This is a genomic window from Streptococcus sp. (genome assembly GCF_041802885.1).
Taxonomy (GTDB): Bacteria; Bacillota; Bacilli; order Lactobacillales; family Streptococcaceae; genus Streptococcus.
In genome coordinates, this window is the sequence record NZ_JBHCHN010000026.1 from 1 (window position 1) to 15,346 (window position 15,346).

At 40.9% G+C, this 15,346-nt stretch carries 14 protein-coding genes and 3 tRNA genes; 12 read left to right on the forward strand and 5 right to left on the reverse strand.

Annotation, left to right across the window (positions count from 1 at the left end; genetic code table 11):
- Window positions 1-51: 51 nt before the first annotated feature.
- Window positions 52-1,074 (reverse strand): tryptophan--tRNA ligase, encoded by a 1,023-nt coding sequence (gene trpS / locus ACEYCN_RS03935; protein ID WP_373713001.1) that lies wholly within the window; start codon window positions 1,072-1,074, stop codon window positions 52-54.
- Between the two features lie 397 nt (window positions 1,075-1,471).
- On the opposite strand from trpS, the gene ACEYCN_RS03940 reads away from it, so the two are divergent.
- The 3 genes from ACEYCN_RS03940 to ACEYCN_RS03950 all read left to right on the forward strand — a co-directional run bounded on the left by ACEYCN_RS03940 (window position 1,472) and on the right by ACEYCN_RS03950 (window position 6,679).
- Window positions 1,472-2,341: a YitT family protein gene (locus ACEYCN_RS03940; protein ID WP_373713002.1), complete on the forward strand. Its 870-nt coding sequence runs from the start codon at window positions 1,472-1,474 to the stop codon at window positions 2,339-2,341.
- 78 nt (window positions 2,342-2,419) lie between these two features.
- A complete protein-coding gene (locus ACEYCN_RS03945) occupies window positions 2,420-4,039 on the forward strand; it encodes an ATP-binding cassette domain-containing protein (protein WP_373713003.1) in 1,620 nt (539 codons plus the stop codon).
- Window positions 4,040-4,081: 42 nt separating this feature from the next.
- Window positions 4,082-6,679, forward strand: a complete 2,598-nt coding sequence (locus ACEYCN_RS03950) for a YfhO family protein (protein ID WP_373713004.1) — start codon at window positions 4,082-4,084, stop codon at window positions 6,677-6,679.
- A gap of 65 nt (window positions 6,680-6,744) precedes the next feature.
- Here the strand turns inward: ACEYCN_RS03950 and ACEYCN_RS03955 are convergent.
- Window positions 6,745-6,817 (reverse strand) — tRNA-Asn (locus tag ACEYCN_RS03955).
- Between the two features lie 8 nt (window positions 6,818-6,825).
- Window positions 6,826-6,897: transfer RNA gene (locus ACEYCN_RS03960), tRNA-Glu, on the reverse strand.
- 107 nt (window positions 6,898-7,004) lie between these two features.
- Here ACEYCN_RS03960 and ACEYCN_RS03965 point away from each other — a divergent pair.
- Window positions 7,005-7,078 (forward strand) — tRNA-Arg (locus tag ACEYCN_RS03965).
- Window positions 7,079-7,088: 10 nt separating this feature from the next.
- On the opposite strand, the gene ACEYCN_RS03970 is transcribed toward ACEYCN_RS03965, so the two are convergent.
- Together ACEYCN_RS03970 and rlmH are read right to left on the reverse strand one after the other, a co-directional pair.
- Entirely contained in the window at window positions 7,089-7,766 is a 678-nt protein-coding gene (locus ACEYCN_RS03970) for a YoaK family protein (protein ID WP_373713005.1), read from the reverse strand.
- A 28-nt stretch (window positions 7,767-7,794) separates the two neighbouring features.
- Window positions 7,795-8,274: a 23S rRNA (pseudouridine(1915)-N(3))-methyltransferase RlmH gene (gene rlmH / locus ACEYCN_RS03975; RefSeq protein WP_373713006.1), complete on the reverse strand. Its 480-nt coding sequence runs from the start codon at window positions 8,272-8,274 to the stop codon at window positions 7,795-7,797.
- Between the two features lie 191 nt (window positions 8,275-8,465).
- Here rlmH and ACEYCN_RS03980 point away from each other — a divergent pair, with 191 nt between their 5' ends.
- The 8 genes from ACEYCN_RS03980 to ACEYCN_RS04015 form a co-directional block, all read left to right on the forward strand.
- Window positions 8,466-9,656, forward strand: coding sequence for a S1C family serine protease (locus ACEYCN_RS03980; RefSeq protein ID WP_373713007.1), 1,191 nt, complete (start codon window positions 8,466-8,468; stop codon window positions 9,654-9,656).
- 68 nt (window positions 9,657-9,724) lie between these two features.
- Entirely contained in the window at window positions 9,725-10,495 is a 771-nt protein-coding gene (locus ACEYCN_RS03985; protein ID WP_373713008.1) for a ParB/RepB/Spo0J family partition protein, read from the forward strand.
- Window positions 10,496-10,686: 191 nt separating this feature from the next.
- Window positions 10,687-12,048 (forward strand): chromosomal replication initiator protein DnaA, encoded by a 1,362-nt coding sequence (dnaA, locus tag ACEYCN_RS03990; RefSeq protein ID WP_373713009.1) that lies wholly within the window; start codon window positions 10,687-10,689, stop codon window positions 12,046-12,048.
- Between the two features lie 150 nt (window positions 12,049-12,198).
- Window positions 12,199-13,332: a DNA polymerase III subunit beta gene (gene dnaN / locus ACEYCN_RS03995; protein WP_373713010.1), complete on the forward strand. Its 1,134-nt coding sequence runs from the start codon at window positions 12,199-12,201 to the stop codon at window positions 13,330-13,332.
- 64 nt (window positions 13,333-13,396) lie between these two features.
- Window positions 13,397-13,588, forward strand: coding sequence for a DUF951 domain-containing protein (locus ACEYCN_RS04000; protein WP_373713011.1), 192 nt, complete (start codon window positions 13,397-13,399; stop codon window positions 13,586-13,588).
- Window positions 13,589-13,725: 137 nt separating this feature from the next.
- Window positions 13,726-14,235, forward strand: a complete 510-nt coding sequence (locus tag ACEYCN_RS04005; protein WP_373713012.1) for an RDD family protein — start codon at window positions 13,726-13,728, stop codon at window positions 14,233-14,235.
- Between the two features lie 108 nt (window positions 14,236-14,343).
- Complete coding sequence (locus ACEYCN_RS04010; protein WP_373713013.1) at window positions 14,344-14,670, forward strand: helix-turn-helix domain-containing protein; 327 nt, start codon at window positions 14,344-14,346, stop codon at window positions 14,668-14,670.
- Between the two features lie 87 nt (window positions 14,671-14,757).
- Window positions 14,758-15,346, forward strand: a 589-nt coding sequence (locus ACEYCN_RS04015; protein WP_373713014.1) for a GTPase, incomplete at its 3' end; no start/stop codon positions are given.

Below are 15,346 nucleotides of genomic sequence, written 5' to 3' on the forward strand. Positions count from 1 at the left end.
GAAATCGAATTTCTTCGAAATTACCGATTTCTGTCCCACTCTCCATTCCTTTTAAAAGTAGTTAATGCCCATGGCTGTCTTGACCTCTGACAGGGTTTGTCCAGCCACTTGACGGGCAGCCTCGCTGCCTTTTTTCAGCATCTCAAAGACCTGCCCCATATCCTGGGCATACTCCAGCCGGCGTTCGCGAATTGGGGCCAATTCTCTCTCCAGGATTTCTAGAAGGTAGCGCTTGGTCTTAACATCTCCTAGACCACCTGCCTGATAGTGCTCCTTCATAGCTTGGATATCCACCTGATCCGCTTCGGTTCCAAAAATATCCAAATAATGGAAAACCATGTTACCCTCAATCTGGCCTGGATCCTCGACCCGGATATGATTCGGGTCCGTATACATGCTCATAACCTTCTTGCGAACAGTATCCGCATCATCGGATAAATAAATCCCATTACCCAGCGATTTAGACATCTTGGCATTGCCATCCAAACCAGGAAGGCGGCCAGCCTTTTCATTTTCTGGATAAAGCCCTTCTGGTTCAACCAAGACATCAGAGTGATAAGTATGGTTAAAGCTACGGACAATTTCCCGTGTCTGTTCAATCATCGGTTTTTGGTCATTCCCAACTGGAACCAAATTAGCCTTAAAGGCTGTGATATCAGCTGCTTGTGAAATAGGATAAACCAAGAAACCTGCTGGAATGGACTCTCCAAATCCCTTTTGAGCGATTTCCGTCTTGACAGTTGGATTGCGCTCCAGACGAGCCAGTGAGACCAAGTTCATATAGTACATGGTCAACTCAGCCAACTCAGGAATCTGGCTTTGAATAAAAATGGTGGACTTGCTGGGATCCAGACCAACTGAGAGGTAATCCAAAGCAACATTTCCAATGGACTCCTTGATGAGTGCTGCTTCCTTGGCATGGTCAGTCAAGGCCTGCTGGTCGGCCAAAAAGACAAACATCTGGTACTTGTCTTGATTTTGCAAAATGACCCGATTTTTCAGAGAACCAACATAGTGACCTAGGTGTAATTTTCCGGTTGGACGATCTCCTGTTAAAATAATAGGTTTTGTCATTTTTTCTCCTTTTATAAATTTCTTTTTCTTTTACAAAAAATCCCCACGCAAAAACTGCGTGAGGGCATTAGTTACTAACACGGTACCACCTCAGTTGACAGCTGCTTTACAGTAATTTACAAAGCTGTCATCTCAATTTCTTAGTCATACTAAGACTGCACGATAAGGGGTGCCAAACCTGAAACTTATGGATTTGTTTCACGTGAAACATCAGCCCATTCATCTAACTTTGTTACTTGTTTGCAGCAACCACAAGCTCTCTTAAAACAAAGGATAAACTACTTTTCTGATAGCTTCATTATATACTGACTAATCTTGAAAGTCAAGTTGCTCAAAGACTTGACGGTAAGTCCCTTTTTGGTCATAATAGACTGTAGATTTTTAATAGGAGGTAGGTATGAAAAAGAGATTAAAAGACCTATTTTTGGTAACCCTTGGTGCCCTGATTAGTGCCATTGGTTTTAATACCATGTTTTTAGAAAACAATATTGCATCTGGTGGGGTGGGAGGTTTAGCCATCAGCATGAATGCCCTCTTTGGTTGGGAGCCTTCTACCTTTGTCCTCCTTGCAAACATCCCTCTAATGGCCCTTTGTTTTTTCCTCTTAGGGAAGGAAACTTTTTTAAAAACAATCTATGGGGCCTGGATTTTTCCTACTTTTATCAGCCTAACTGCACCCCTGCCAACCTTGACAACCAATCCACTCTTGGCAGCTCTTTTTGGAGGAATCATTCTTGGTTTTGGGATTGGTCTCGTTTTTCAGGGAAATTCTTCCACAGGAGGAACTGGGATTCTGATTCAAATCCTCAACAAATACACCCCCCTTCCCTTGGGCCTCTTAATGGCCTTGGTGGATGGCGTTATTGTGGGGATTGGCTTTATTGCCTTTGATTCAGATACAGTCATGTACTCCATTATCGCCCTGATTTCCATTACCTATGTTGTCAATATGATGATGGCCGGAGCAGATTCCTCTCGGAATCTCATGATTATTTCCAGCAAACAGGAACAAATCAAGGAATTCATTACCACTGTCTTGGACCGCGGTGTGACAGAATTTCCAATCATCGGAGGTTATACCGGTAAGGAAAGCCGTCTTCTGATGGTGACCATTTCCCGGCCAGAATATCCCCTGATTGAAGCGGAAATCCAAAAATTGGACGAAACGGCCTTTGTCATTGTGATGCCGGCCAGCCAAGTCAGAGGCCGAGGTTTCAGTTTGCACAAACGGCATCAAGTGGATGATGATATCCTGATTCCAATGTAGTTGCATTGAAAAATTGCGCCTTTTCTAGTAGAATAGGGTTGTAGAGCTAACAAATCAGAATCAACATTAGGAGAAACTATGCTAACAGTATCTGACGTATCGCTTCGCTTTAGCGATCGAAAATTATTTGACGAGGTCAACATCAAGTTTACAGCAGGAAATACCTACGGCCTAATTGGGGCCAACGGAGCTGGAAAATCAACCTTCCTCAAAATCCTGGCTGGCGATATTGAGCCAACAACAGGTCACATCTCATTGGGGCCAGATGAGCGTCTCTCTGTCCTTCGTCAAAATCACTTTGACTATGAAGATGAGCGCGTGATTGATGTGGTCATCATGGGAAATGAGCATCTCTATAACATCATGAAAGAAAAAGATGCCATCTATATGAAGCCTGACTTTTCGGATGAAGATGGCGTTCGGGCAGCTGAATTAGAGGGTGAATTTGCTGAACTGGGTGGCTGGGAAGCGGAAAGTGAAGCCTCTCAATTGCTCCAAAACCTCAATATTCCTGAAGACCTGCATTACCAAAATATGAGCGAATTGACCAACAGTGAGAAGGTCAAGGTCCTCCTGGCCAAGGCCCTCTTTGGTAAACCAGATGTCCTGCTCCTGGACGAGCCGACCAACGGTCTGGATATCCAGTCTATCTCTTGGCTGGAAGACTTCCTCATCGACTTTGATAACACGGTTATCGTGGTATCCCACGACCGCCACTTCCTCAACAAGGTCTGCACCCACATGGCCGACTTGGATTTTGGAAAAATCAAACTCTTTGTTGGTAACTATGATTTCTGGAAACAATCCTCTGAATTGGCAGCCCGTCTCCAGGCGGACCGCAATGCCAAGGCGGAAGAAAAAATCAAGGAACTCCAGGACTTCATCGCCCGCTTCTCTGCCAATGCTTCCAAGTCCAAACAGGCTACCTCCCGTAAGAAAATGTTGGACAAAATTGAACTGGAAGAAATTGTACCATCCAGCCGTAAGTATCCCTTTATCAATTTCAAGGCTGAACGGGAGATGGGAAATGATCTCCTGCGGGTAGAAAACCTAAAAGTCGTCATCGATGGGGAAACCATCCTCGACAACATCAGCTTTATCCTACGTCCTGGTGATAAAACAGCCTTGATTGGACAAAATGACATCCAAACCACTGCCCTCATTCGGGCCCTCATGGGAGAAATCGACTATGAAGGTGAAGTCAAGTGGGGGGTGACCACCAGCCGTTCCTACTTGCCAAAGGACAATAGCGCAGACTTTGCAGGTGGGGAATCCATCCTAGACTGGCTCCGTCAATTTGCTGCCAAAGAAGAAGATGACAATACCTTCTTGCGTGGTTTCCTGGGCCGCATGCTCTTCTCAGGGGATGAGGTCAACAAACCTGTCAATGTCCTGTCAGGGGGTGAAAAGGTCCGTGTTATGCTCTCAAAATTGATGCTGCTCAAGTCCAATGTCCTCATCTTGGATGACCCAACCAACCACCTGGATTTGGAATCTATCTCTAGTCTCAATGATGGCCTAAAAGCCTTCAAGGAATCCATTATCTTTGCCAGCCATGACCATGAATTTATTCAAACTTTGGCCAATCACATTATTGTCATTTCTAAAAATGGAGTGATTGACCGCATTGATGAAACCTACGATGAATTCTTGGAAAATAGCGAAGTACAGGCAAAAGTTCAAGAACTCTGGAAATAATTAAAAGGGCGAGTGAACTCGCCTTTTCTTTCAAAATAAACTATGAAACTATTAGAAAAACATCGAAAAAAACTCCTTACCTTATTACTTGGCTTCTTAATTCCCTTTATCATCATCAGCCTTCTTCTGGCCCTTAGAGGAATTTGGTGGGGAAGCGAGACCACCATTTTAGCAAGTGATGGCTTTCATCAGTATGTCATCTTTAATCAGGCTTTACGCAATACTTTACATGGGAATGGCTCTCTCTTTTATAACTTTACAAGCGGATTAGGTCTAAATTTCTATGCCCTCATGTCTTATTATCTGGGTTCCTTCCTGTCTCCCCTTGTCTATTTCTTTGATCTAAGAAATATGCCAGATGCCCTCTATCTCTTTACCATTGTCAAGTTTGGCTTGATAGGATTGTCAAGTACCTACAGTCTCTCCTGTATCTATCATAAACTAAACAGACTCTCTATTCTTCTCTTGTCAACTAGCTTTACACTGATGAGTTTTGTAACCAGTCAGTTGGAAATCAACATCTGGTTGGATGTTTTTATTCTCATTCCTCTTATCCTTCTAGGTTTACACAGACTTGTCACCAACCAAGGAACCCTACTCTATTTCATCTCCTTGGTCTCCCTCTTTATCCAAAATTATTATTTTGGTTTTATGACTGCCATCTTTCTATCTTTTTGGTTCATCCTTCAAATTTCTTGGGATGTCAAAGGTAGAATCAGGTCTTTTATTGACTTTACAGTCGTGTCCATATTGGCTGGCTTGTCAAGTCTAGTCATGTTGCTTCCTACCTACTTAGATTTAAAAACTCATGGTGAAACCTTTACAGAGATTGTCAACTTTCAGACAGATAATTCCTGGTATTTAGACTTGTTTGCGAAAAATTTAGTCGGGAGTTATGATACCACTCAGTTTGGGGCCATCCCCATGATTTCTGTGGGTTTATTTCCTCTTATTTTGACCATCCTCTTCTTTACCATCAAGTCCATCAAACCCTTGGTCAAATGTGCATATGCTGCTTTCCTCCTCCTTCTCATTGCCAGTTTCTATATCGAAGCCTTTGATTTGGCCTGGCAGGGGATGCATGCACCCAATATGTTTCTTCATCGCTATGCTTGGATTTTCTCAACCGTGATCATTTACATGGCTGCAGAGACCTTGGTTCGAATAGAGGAAATCAAAAAAATCCATCTGTCCATCCCCTTTCTCTTGTTAGTAACTGGTTTTTTCTTGACCTTCTATTTTAGGGATCGTTACCCCTATCTAGAGACTATTCAATTTATTCTGACTGTTGAATTTCTCTTGGCCTACAGTATTCTCTTACTAGGAAAAGTTTACAAAAAGATTCCTTTTAAGATATTTTCCCTCCTTAGCCTAGGTTTTGTCCTATTTGAAATGGGTCTCCATTCCCATTATCAGATTGAGGGGCTGGCAGCCGAATGGAATTTCCCCAGTCGTTCAAATTATGAGGATCAGTTGACAGAGATTGACAATCTTGTAAAGGAAACTAACTCAAAAAATAGCTACTTTTATCGAACGGAGAAACTAGATATCCAGACAGGCAATGATAGTATGAAATACAATTACTATGGTATCTCACAATTTTCTTCCATTCGCAATCGCAGTTCCAGTTCCACTTTGGATAAATTAGGATTTCGATCGGATGGAACCAACTTGAATCTCCGCTATCAAAACAATACCATCATTGCGGACAGTCTTTTTGCTGTCAAATATAATTTAGCAGAATCGGATCCTCTTAAATATGGTTTTTCTTTATACCAGACAGAAGTTGGACTTGGTTCATATAAAAATGAGCATGCTGCTCAATTAGCTATATTAACAGATGGTGTTTACAAAGATGTCAAATTTACCAACCTCACACTTGACAACCAGACTCGTTTTCTTAATCAAATAACTGGACTAGAACAAACCTATTTCACTAAACTCTATCCACTTTCTGTCAAAAATGCCACTGAATTAAACAATCGAGTGACAGTTCAAACTCCTGAAAATGAGGATATGCCCCGTGTCAACTATGAATTGACAGTCCCTGCTGATAGTCAACTGTATATCAGTATTCCTAACATTAGTTTCAGCAATCAAAATCAAGAAATTGTTCAAATATCTGTCAATAATATGTCAACCAACTTTACATTAGATAATACTTTCTCAATATTCAATATTGGATATTTTAAAAAAGGTCAGAATCTTAATGTAGTGATTCGCTTTCCATACAATAGTCAGGTTTCCTTTGACCAGCCCCAATTTTACCATCTGGATACTAGGGCCTATCAAGTAGCTATGGATATCATTAAGAGCCAAAAAGTTGAGGTAAAGACCTACCAAAATATGGTAGAGGCAAATTATAATGCAACTAAAGAGAGTTCCTTACTATTCACCCTTCCCTATGATAAAGGTTGGTCTGCTAGTCTCAATGGTAAACCAATAAAGATTCGAAGAGCACAGCAAGGGTTTATGAAAATAGATGTTCCTAAAGGTCAAGGAACTGTGGTCTTAACCTTTGTACCACAAGGTTTTTGGACCGGGCTCCTGTCCTCCTTGGCTGGTATTATCTTATTTTTCCTTTATTCTCTTTTTAAGCAGAGAAGGAAACTCGCTCTATCCCAAACCATAAACACTTAAAAGAGGCAGGATTTTATTCCCGCCTCTTTTAGCATGAAAAAAACACCTTGAGGTGCTAAGATTGACTCCGCCAACAGGGCTCGAACCTGTGACATCATGATTAACAGTCATGCGCTCTACCGACTGAGCTATGGCGGAATAAAGTATAGTCCGTACGGGATTCGAACCCGTGTTACCGCCGTGAAAAGGCGGTGTCTTAACCCCTTGACCAACGGACCATCTTGCAAGACAGTAATTAGTATAATATAGTTCGGATGCTTTGTCAAGCCTCTTTGCTTCTTGACATTCCAGTTTCTTTAGGTTAGAATAAAATGGCTTAGTTTTGGGTTCCATAGCTCAGCTGGATAGAGCATTCGCCTTCTAAGCGAACGGTCGCAGGTTCGAATCCTGCTGGAATCATTTAAAAATCCTAGGATAACCTAGGATTTTTTTCATACCATAATTGAAGATTAACATAAAGGAGTGGAAGTAAGAGGATAGCAAGAGCATGTTCTCCAAATAGGAGAGAAAACCGCGTGGATACTACTACACCAATCATAAAACTCAGAATGATATATAGAATATCCTTCCCTTTACGCTGAAGATCCTTATCTTTTTCTACCAATCCCATAAACCAGAGATAGGCTGCATTTTTAACATTGCCTGTCATCATCACATTGGCATAAGAAGAGCCATGGAGTTTTCGAAAGGTTTCCACCTGTATTGAGGCCACAAAAGCCAAGATAGCCATGGTAATATGGTGGGAAACAAATGGTGTAAGGGCAACTGCTATCAATACGAAAACAGTCATTACCAAACTACTACCAAAATGCCAGTAAAATCCTTTATTTAAAAACCATTTCCGAGTTGAATAGGTGAAAAATTGTCCTACAACAAAGAATAAAATGGGAACTAAAAAATTGAGAACCTGCTGAAATTCCCCTAGTGCTAAAAAATAGGCCGTAGAGATAACATTTCCAGACTGGACCCCTGCAAAACGTCCACCTTGAGTGATAAAAGTAAAGGCATTTAAGTAGCCGCTGATAAAGGTCAAAACGGTAGCTACCCGTAAACCCTCAAATATCCTATAATTTTTAAATCTTGACATATGTGTAAACCTTTTGTTTCACGTGAAACTACTTATGATAAGGACTTCCTGCTTGGATCATAAAAGCCCTGTAAATTTGCTCCATTAAGACCAGGCGCATGAGCTGGTGTGGCAATGTTAATTTTCCAAAACTCATGAGTAAATTAGCTCTTTTTTTGACAACTGGAGCCAGTCCCAAGCTACCTCCAATGATAAAGGTAACATCCGAAAAACCTTTGATAGTAATTTCTGAAATTGTCTTAGCAAATGTTTCTGACGGAAATTGCTCTCCTTCGATAGCAAGAGCGATAACAAATTCACGGTCTGCTATTTTTGAGAGAATACGATCAGCCTCTTTTTCCAAAATCTTCTCATTTTCAGCAGCAGAAGCATGATCTGGAGTCTTTTCATCCACTAGTTCTAAGATTTCAAGCTTGGTAAAGCGGCCGAGACGCTTACTGTATTCCGCAATCCCATCTTTTAAATATTTTTCTTTCAATTTTCCCATACAAATGACTTTTATTTTCATAAAAATATTGTAACATATCCACAAGTGAATGGAAGATTTTTTTCTTTTTTAAGGATTTAATCCTTGAAAAATATGAGTTTTTACACATAAAGTGAAAAGTTATCCACAGATTGTGGATGAAGTTTTGAAAATTTTAAGTTATAATTAAGAAAAAAGAAGTAGCATAGAAGAAAATAGGAGGAGTGTCTTTCATGAAAAAAAATCTAAAATTTGCCATTTTATTTCTATTTGGTTTTTTAGGTGGACTAGCAGGCGGACTAGCGGTCTCTTTCTTTCAAACAACGACCAATACAACAACGCAGACAACTAAGACATCTGAAAAAGTAACCGTTAGCAAGGTAAATTATGATAATCAGACTTCGGTAACTGAGGCGGTCAAAAAAGTTCAAGATGCTGTAGTTTCTGTCATTAGTTACAAGCAAGGTTCTGGAAATGGTGCTTCTATTTTTGGGAACCAAGATTCTTCTGATGAATTAGCAGTATCCAGCGAAGGTTCTGGTGTAATCTATAAAAAAGATGGCAATGATGCTTACATTGTAACCAATACGCACGTAATTGCTGGAGCTGATCAAATCGATATTCAGTTAGCTTCCGGTGAAAAGGTGAAAGGTGAGTTAGTAGGATCGGATACCTACTCCGATATCGCCGTAATTAAAATTGCTGCTGATAAAATCACTACAGTTGCTGAATTTGCCGATTCTAGCACCATCAATGTTGGTGAAACAGCCATCGCGATCGGCAGTCCTTTGGGGGCGATTTATGCCAATTCGGTGACCCAGGGAATTATTTCTAGCTTAAGTCGCACAGTGACCAGTAAATCAGAAGACGGGCAAATCATCTCAACCAATGCTATTCAGACCGATACAGCTATTAACCCTGGAAATTCAGGCGGTCCACTTATCAATATCCAAGGACAAGTGATGGGGATTACATCTAGTAAAATTACCTTTGCTAGTGCTACTTCAAATGTTTCCGTAGAAGGAATGGGATTTGCCATACCATCAAATGATGTGATTGTTATCATTAAGCAATTGGAGGAAAATGGAAAGGTTGTTCGACCAGCTTTGGGAGTTCAGATGTTGGATCTAGCTCAATTGTCCAGCAGTCAATTAGAAACAGCTGGTTTGGAAAATAGTGACCTAACATCTGGTGTCCTTATTATCTCCACCCAGGAAGGTCTTCCTGCTCATGGAAAATTACAACAATATGATGTCATCACAGCCATCGATGGAGAGAAGATTGAAACCAGCAGTGACCTTCAGACTGCACTTTACAAGCACAGTATTGGCGACAGTATCCAAGTAACTGTTTATCGAGATGGCAAGGAAAAGAATGTTACAATTGAATTGACACATTCAACTGAAAACTTATCCAACAATTAACTTGCTAGATACTGTAAATCTAACTTTACACAATTGTAAAGTTAGATTTTTTTTGCTAGAATAAGCCTATGGAAGAACTGAAATATATAGAAATTGGCGAGATTACACCAAATCCCTATCAACCTCGCATCCATTTTGAGGAAGAAAAACTAGAAGAATTAGCCCAATCAATCCGCGCTAACGGTTTGATTCAACCCCTTATTGTGCGAAAATCGGCTATTATCGGCTATGAATTATTAGCAGGAGAGAGAAGGTTGAGGGCCAGTCAGTTAGCTGGCTTAACTAAGGTGCCTGTAATCATCAAAGAACTCTCTGATGAGGATATGCTCTACCAATCTATCATTGAAAACCTTCAACGCGCTGACCTCAATCCTATCGAAGAAGCTACATCTTATAAAAAATTATTAGACAAAGGCTTGACTCATGAAGAAATGGCTCGGATTATGGGAAAATCCAGACCTTATATTTCGAATAGTTTGCGCCTCCTTAATCTATCTGATAAGCTTCAACAATCAGTTGCCTCTAACCAACTTTCCCAAGGCCATGCCCGACTCCTAGTTCCATTATCAGCAGAAGACCAAGAAAGCTGGCTCCAACAAATTTTAGAAGGGGATATGAGTGTCCGTTCTCTGGAAGAGGCATTAACTCTCAAAAAAACCAGAAAAAAAGAAAAGAAGAATACTTTTATCCAGGTGGAGGAAGAAAATCTTCGCCGGATGCTGGGAGTGGATGTACAGATTCGCCAAAAAAAAGACTCCTCTGGACATATCAAACTCTCCTTTGCTGATACAGAAGAATACCACAGACTTATCAACAATTTGAAAAAAGCCTGTGAATAGAAAAAAAGATGTAGACAGTTTATACACAATCCTTCAGTAGGGATAAAAGGTGAGAGTAGGCAATCCTTATTGATTATTCACATTCTGTGGAAAACTTTTATATACAATGTGGAAAAGTATCAAACTTGTGGAAAACTTTTTCCAAATATGATACACTAAATAAGATATTAAATCTGAAAGGAGGTCCTTTATTGAACCAGGAACAAGTATTTTGGGAGAGGGTCTTGCAATTAGCCAAAGACAATCTGAAACAATCTGCCTTTGACTTCTTTGTTTCCGGTGCTCGCTTGGTGAGCGTCAATGGAAATAGTGCCACTATTTTCTTGGATAGCCCCTTTAAGAAACTCTTCTGGGAAGAAAATATGAAGAGTGTCATGTTAACAGCTGGTTTTGAAATCTATAATGAGCATCTAAAAACCGAATACCAATTTGAGCCTGTTTTGAAAGAAGAGAGTGCATCTCAAGTAGGTACTAACTCCCAAGTAGCAGACTCTAATCCAACTTATCTAGCTGCAAGCAACTTTACTCATCCAGATATCAAACCTCAGTATACCTTTGATAATTTTGTTCAAGGAGATAACAATCAATGGGCCAAGGCCGCTGCCCTAGCCGTTTCAGATAATCTAGGTGGACTTTACAATCCCCTCTTTATCTTTGGTGGGCCCGGTTTGGGAAAAACCCACTTGCTCAATGCCATCGGAAATAAGGTCTTGTTAGACAAGCCAAATGCCCGCATCAAATATGTCTCCTCTGAAACCTTTATCAATGACTTTTTGGAACACCTGCGTCTCAATAACATGGATAATTTCAAGAAGACCTACCGCAACCTGGATTTACTTCTTATTGATGATATCCAATCCTTGCGCAATAAGGCCTCTACTCAGGAAGAATTTTTCCATACTTTTAACGCCCTGCATGAAAATAGCAAACAAATTGTGCTGACCTCCGACCGTAATCCTGACTATCTAGATAACTTGGAGGAGCGCCTAGTAACCCGCTTTAAATGGGGCTTGACCAGCGAAATCACACCGCCAGATTTTGAAACTAGGATTGCCATTTTGCGCAATAAGTGCGAAATCTATCCCTATGAATTTACCGATGATACCCTGGCTTATCTGGCTGGACAATTTCACTCCAATGTTCGTGATCTGGAAGGCGCCCTCAAGGACATCCATCTTCTGGCTACCATGCGTAAATTGACCGAAATTACAGTAGATGTGGCAGCAGAAGCTATCCGATCTCGTAAGCAAACCAATCCGCAAAACATGGTCGTTTCTATTGATAAAATCCAGACAGAAGTTGGCCAATTTTACGGGGTTAGCCTCAAGGAAATCAAGGGGGCCAAGCGGGTCCAAAATATCGTCCATGCTAGACAAGTCGCCATGTATTTGGCCCGTGAGTTGACCGATAACTCTCTTCCAAAAATTGGTAAAGAGTTTGGAGGCCGTGACCATACAACTGTCATGCATGCCTACAATAAGATTAAAACTATGCTGGCTGAAGATGATCAGCTGGAGATTGAATTGACTACGATCCGCAATAAAATTCGCTAATGTGGAAAAGTCTTTGAAAGTTCAAGAGTTTTCCACATTTTGTGAACAAGTCTGTCATCCTAGTCTCACGCGCTTTGTGCTGTTTTTCCACAGGATTAACAAGTACTACTATTACTATTAACCTTATTATTTATAAATAAAGGAGAATCCATGATTCATTTTTCAATCAACAAGGCAGTATTTCTCCAAGCCTTGAATACCACCAAACGTGCCATTAGTCATAAAAATGCCATTCCTGTTTTATCTACTGTCAAAGTCGATGTGACAAATGAAGGAATTGGATTGACTGGTTCAAATGGACAAATTTCCATTGAACACTTTATTTCTGTTCAGGAGGAAAATGCTGGCTTACTTATTTCTTCAACAGGTTCCATCCTTTTAGAAGCTAGTTTCTTCATCAATGTGGTCTCTAGTCTACCAGATATTGTTTTAGACCTAAAAGAAATCGAGCAAAAGCAAGTTCTCTTGACAAGCGGTAAGTCTGAAATCACCTTAAAAGGAAAAGAAGCAGAACTTTATCCACGCCTGCAAGAAGTAGCAGCAACCAAACCTTTGGTATTGGAAACCAAACTGCTCAAGGATATTATCAATGAAACAGCCTTTGCAGCTTCCACCCAGGAAAGTCGGCCTATCCTGACGGGGGTTCATTTTGTCCTGACAGATGGAATTCTCAAAACAGTGGCAACAGATTCTCACCGTATGAGCCAACGAAAGATTCAGCTGGATAAGGCTGGGGATAATTTTGATGTCGTAATTCCAAGTCGCTCCCTCCGTGAATTTGCCGCTGTCTTTTCAGAAGAGATTGAGAATGTAGAAGTTTTCTTCTCTAATAATCAACTGCTCTTTAGAAGCCAACACATCAGCTTTTACACACGATTGTTGGAAGGAACCTATCCTGACACGGATCGTCTGATTCCAAAAGATTTCAATACGACAGTAATCTTTGATACAGCCAATCTGCGCCATGCTATGGAACGGGCCCGCCTTCTTTCCAATGCTACTCAAAATGGAACAGTGAAGCTGGAAATTCAAAATGGGGTCATTTCTGCCCATGTTAATTCTCCAGAAGTCGGAAAGGTTAATGAAGAATTGGATATTCTAGCTGTGAATGGTGAAGATCTGATGATTTCCTTCAATCCTACCTACCTCATCGATGCTCTCAAGGCTGTTGGTAATGAGCAGATAAAAATCAGCTTTATCTCCCCTATTCGTCCCTTTACTCTAGTGCCAAATGCAGAGGGTGAAGATTTTATCCAACTGATTACCCCAGTACGTACGAACTAAACTTAACTCCCATAAGGGAGTTTTTTTCTATGGTATAATATAAAAAAGTTATTTGGAGGTCATTATGTACGATTTAGGATCCTTTGTCGAAATGAAAAAGCCCCATGCCTGCACCATTAAGGCAACGGGCAAAAAAGCTAACTGCTGGGAAGTTATCCGCCTAGGAGCAGATATAAAAATCCGTTGCACCAACTGCGACCATGTGGTCATGATGAGTCGCTATGATTTTGAGCGCAAGATGAAGAAGGTCTTATAAGATTCTTCTGCAACTCCGCAAAGCTTTACAAATCAGCCTTTTTCGCAGAAAGTGCAAGTGCTGGCTGCGCAACTGTGATAAGATGTGCTTGTCAAAATACTACCTATCAGTTAGGATGAAAGTAAAAGGAGGCTGCTATGCTAGAACATAATCCTATCCCTGTTTCTACCCGACTCAAAGAACTTCTCTTTGATTATTTCCTGATTTTAGCCTATTTAGCTTGTCTTGCCCTCGTTTGTCTTAGCTTTTATTTTCTCGTTTTTGGTCAAATCCCTGTCTTTACAGCACTGCAGTCTCAGCTCATCGCCACATTTACATCTGTTCTTCCGATGATTGCTATCTTTAGTTGGATGGACAGCCGAGGCGGTAGCTGGGGCAAGAAAAAGGCAGGTTTAAGGGTTGTGTATCAAAAATCTCCTTTGTCCTCAGCTCTGATTCGCAATAGCATCAAGTTTCTTCCTTGGCAGCTGGGACACATGGGGACCATTTCTGGAATTTATTCCAATTACACCAGTCTCTTTGGTCATATTTGTACCTTTCTCAGCTTAGGCTTACTCATCCTTCTTTTAGTTATGGCCATCAAGAGAGAAGACAAGCGTCACTTGGGAGACTTGCTGGCTGGAAGTCAGGTACAGTTAGTGAGTTGAGGATTCTTTGCTGTTTTGCAACCCTGAGTTGCGGATTTTTCCTAAAAATTGCTAGTCAACTCCTATTTTCTAGGATATAATAAACTTAGAAAAAGAAGGAGGAAGGCCATGATTCAACTAGGACAACAGATTAAAAACTTACGAACTGCCAACCATCTATCGCAGGAAGACTTGGCTCAAAAACTGTTTGTTTCACGCCAATCCATCTCAAAATATGAAAATGGTGAAGCAACACCGGATGTGGAGAAACTGGTCCAAATGGCGGAAATTTTTGAGGTCAGTCTGGATTTTCTGATCCTGGAGAAGGAAGCAGAACCAGTGAATGAAAAGAAAGAAGATAGACCAATGAATGTTTGGGAATTCATAGCTAATTATTGGTGGCTTGTATTTCCAATTGCTGGATTTATCTATGGCTTGTTAAATGTCTTAAAATAAAAAATTAGCTTGTCACTGGACAAGCTTTTTCTCATCTTTTCTGCTATAATAGTCATGATTGAATTTTTAATTGGAGAGTAAGAACAAATGGCTTTAACAGCAGGTATCGTCGGTTTGCCAAACGTTGGTAAATCAACCCTATTTAACGCAATTACAAAGGCAGGAGCAGAAGCTGCCAACTATCCCTTTGCGACTATCGATCCAAACGTCGGAATGGTAGAAGTACCAGATGAACGTTTACAGAAGTTGACAGAGTTAATTACACCCAAAAAGACCGTCCCAACAACCTTTGAGTTTACAGATATTGCAGGGATTGTCAAGGGGGCGTCAAGAGGCGAAGGACTTGGTAACAAATTTTTGGCCAATATCCGCGAAGTGGACGCCATTGTCCATGTGGTTCGGGCTTTTGACGATGAAAATGTCATGCGGGAACAGGGTCGTGAAGATGCCTTTGTGGACCCAATTGCAGATATAGAAACCATCAATCTGGAGCTGATTTTGGCCGACCTAGAGTCCATCAACAAGCGCTATGCCCGTGTGGAAAAGATGGCCCGTACCCAGAAAGATAAGGATTCCCTGGCAGAATTTGCGGTTTTGGAAAAAATTAAACCTGTTTTGGAAGATGGAAAATCAGCTCGGACCGTCAGCTTCAGCCCAGAAGAGGAAAAAATTGTCA

Bases quoted from the DNA above. Each gene is read 5' to 3' on its own strand.
- trpS (WP_373713001.1), bottom strand. From the start codon at position 1,074: ATGACAAAACCTATTATTTTAACAGGAGATCGTCCAACCGGAAAATTA.
- ACEYCN_RS03940 (WP_373713002.1), top strand. From the start codon at position 1,472: ATGAAAAAGAGATTAAAAGACCTATTTTTGGTAACCCTTGGTGCCCTG.
- ACEYCN_RS03945 (WP_373713003.1), top strand. From the start codon at position 2,420: ATGCTAACAGTATCTGACGTATCGCTTCGCTTTAGCGATCGAAAATTA.
- ACEYCN_RS03950 (WP_373713004.1), top strand. From the start codon at position 4,082: ATGAAACTATTAGAAAAACATCGAAAAAAACTCCTTACCTTATTACTT.
- ACEYCN_RS03970 (WP_373713005.1), bottom strand. From the start codon at position 7,766: ATGTCAAGATTTAAAAATTATAGGATATTTGAGGGTTTACGGGTAGCT.
- rlmH (WP_373713006.1), bottom strand. From the start codon at position 8,274: ATGAAAATAAAAGTCATTTGTATGGGAAAATTGAAAGAAAAATATTTA.
- ACEYCN_RS03980 (WP_373713007.1), top strand. From the start codon at position 8,466: ATGAAAAAAAATCTAAAATTTGCCATTTTATTTCTATTTGGTTTTTTA.
- ACEYCN_RS03985 (WP_373713008.1), top strand. From the start codon at position 9,725: ATGGAAGAACTGAAATATATAGAAATTGGCGAGATTACACCAAATCCC.
- dnaN (WP_373713010.1), top strand. From the start codon at position 12,199: ATGATTCATTTTTCAATCAACAAGGCAGTATTTCTCCAAGCCTTGAAT.
- ACEYCN_RS04000 (WP_373713011.1), top strand. From the start codon at position 13,397: ATGTACGATTTAGGATCCTTTGTCGAAATGAAAAAGCCCCATGCCTGC.
- ACEYCN_RS04005 (WP_373713012.1), top strand. From the start codon at position 13,726: ATGCTAGAACATAATCCTATCCCTGTTTCTACCCGACTCAAAGAACTT.
- ACEYCN_RS04010 (WP_373713013.1), top strand. From the start codon at position 14,344: ATGATTCAACTAGGACAACAGATTAAAAACTTACGAACTGCCAACCAT.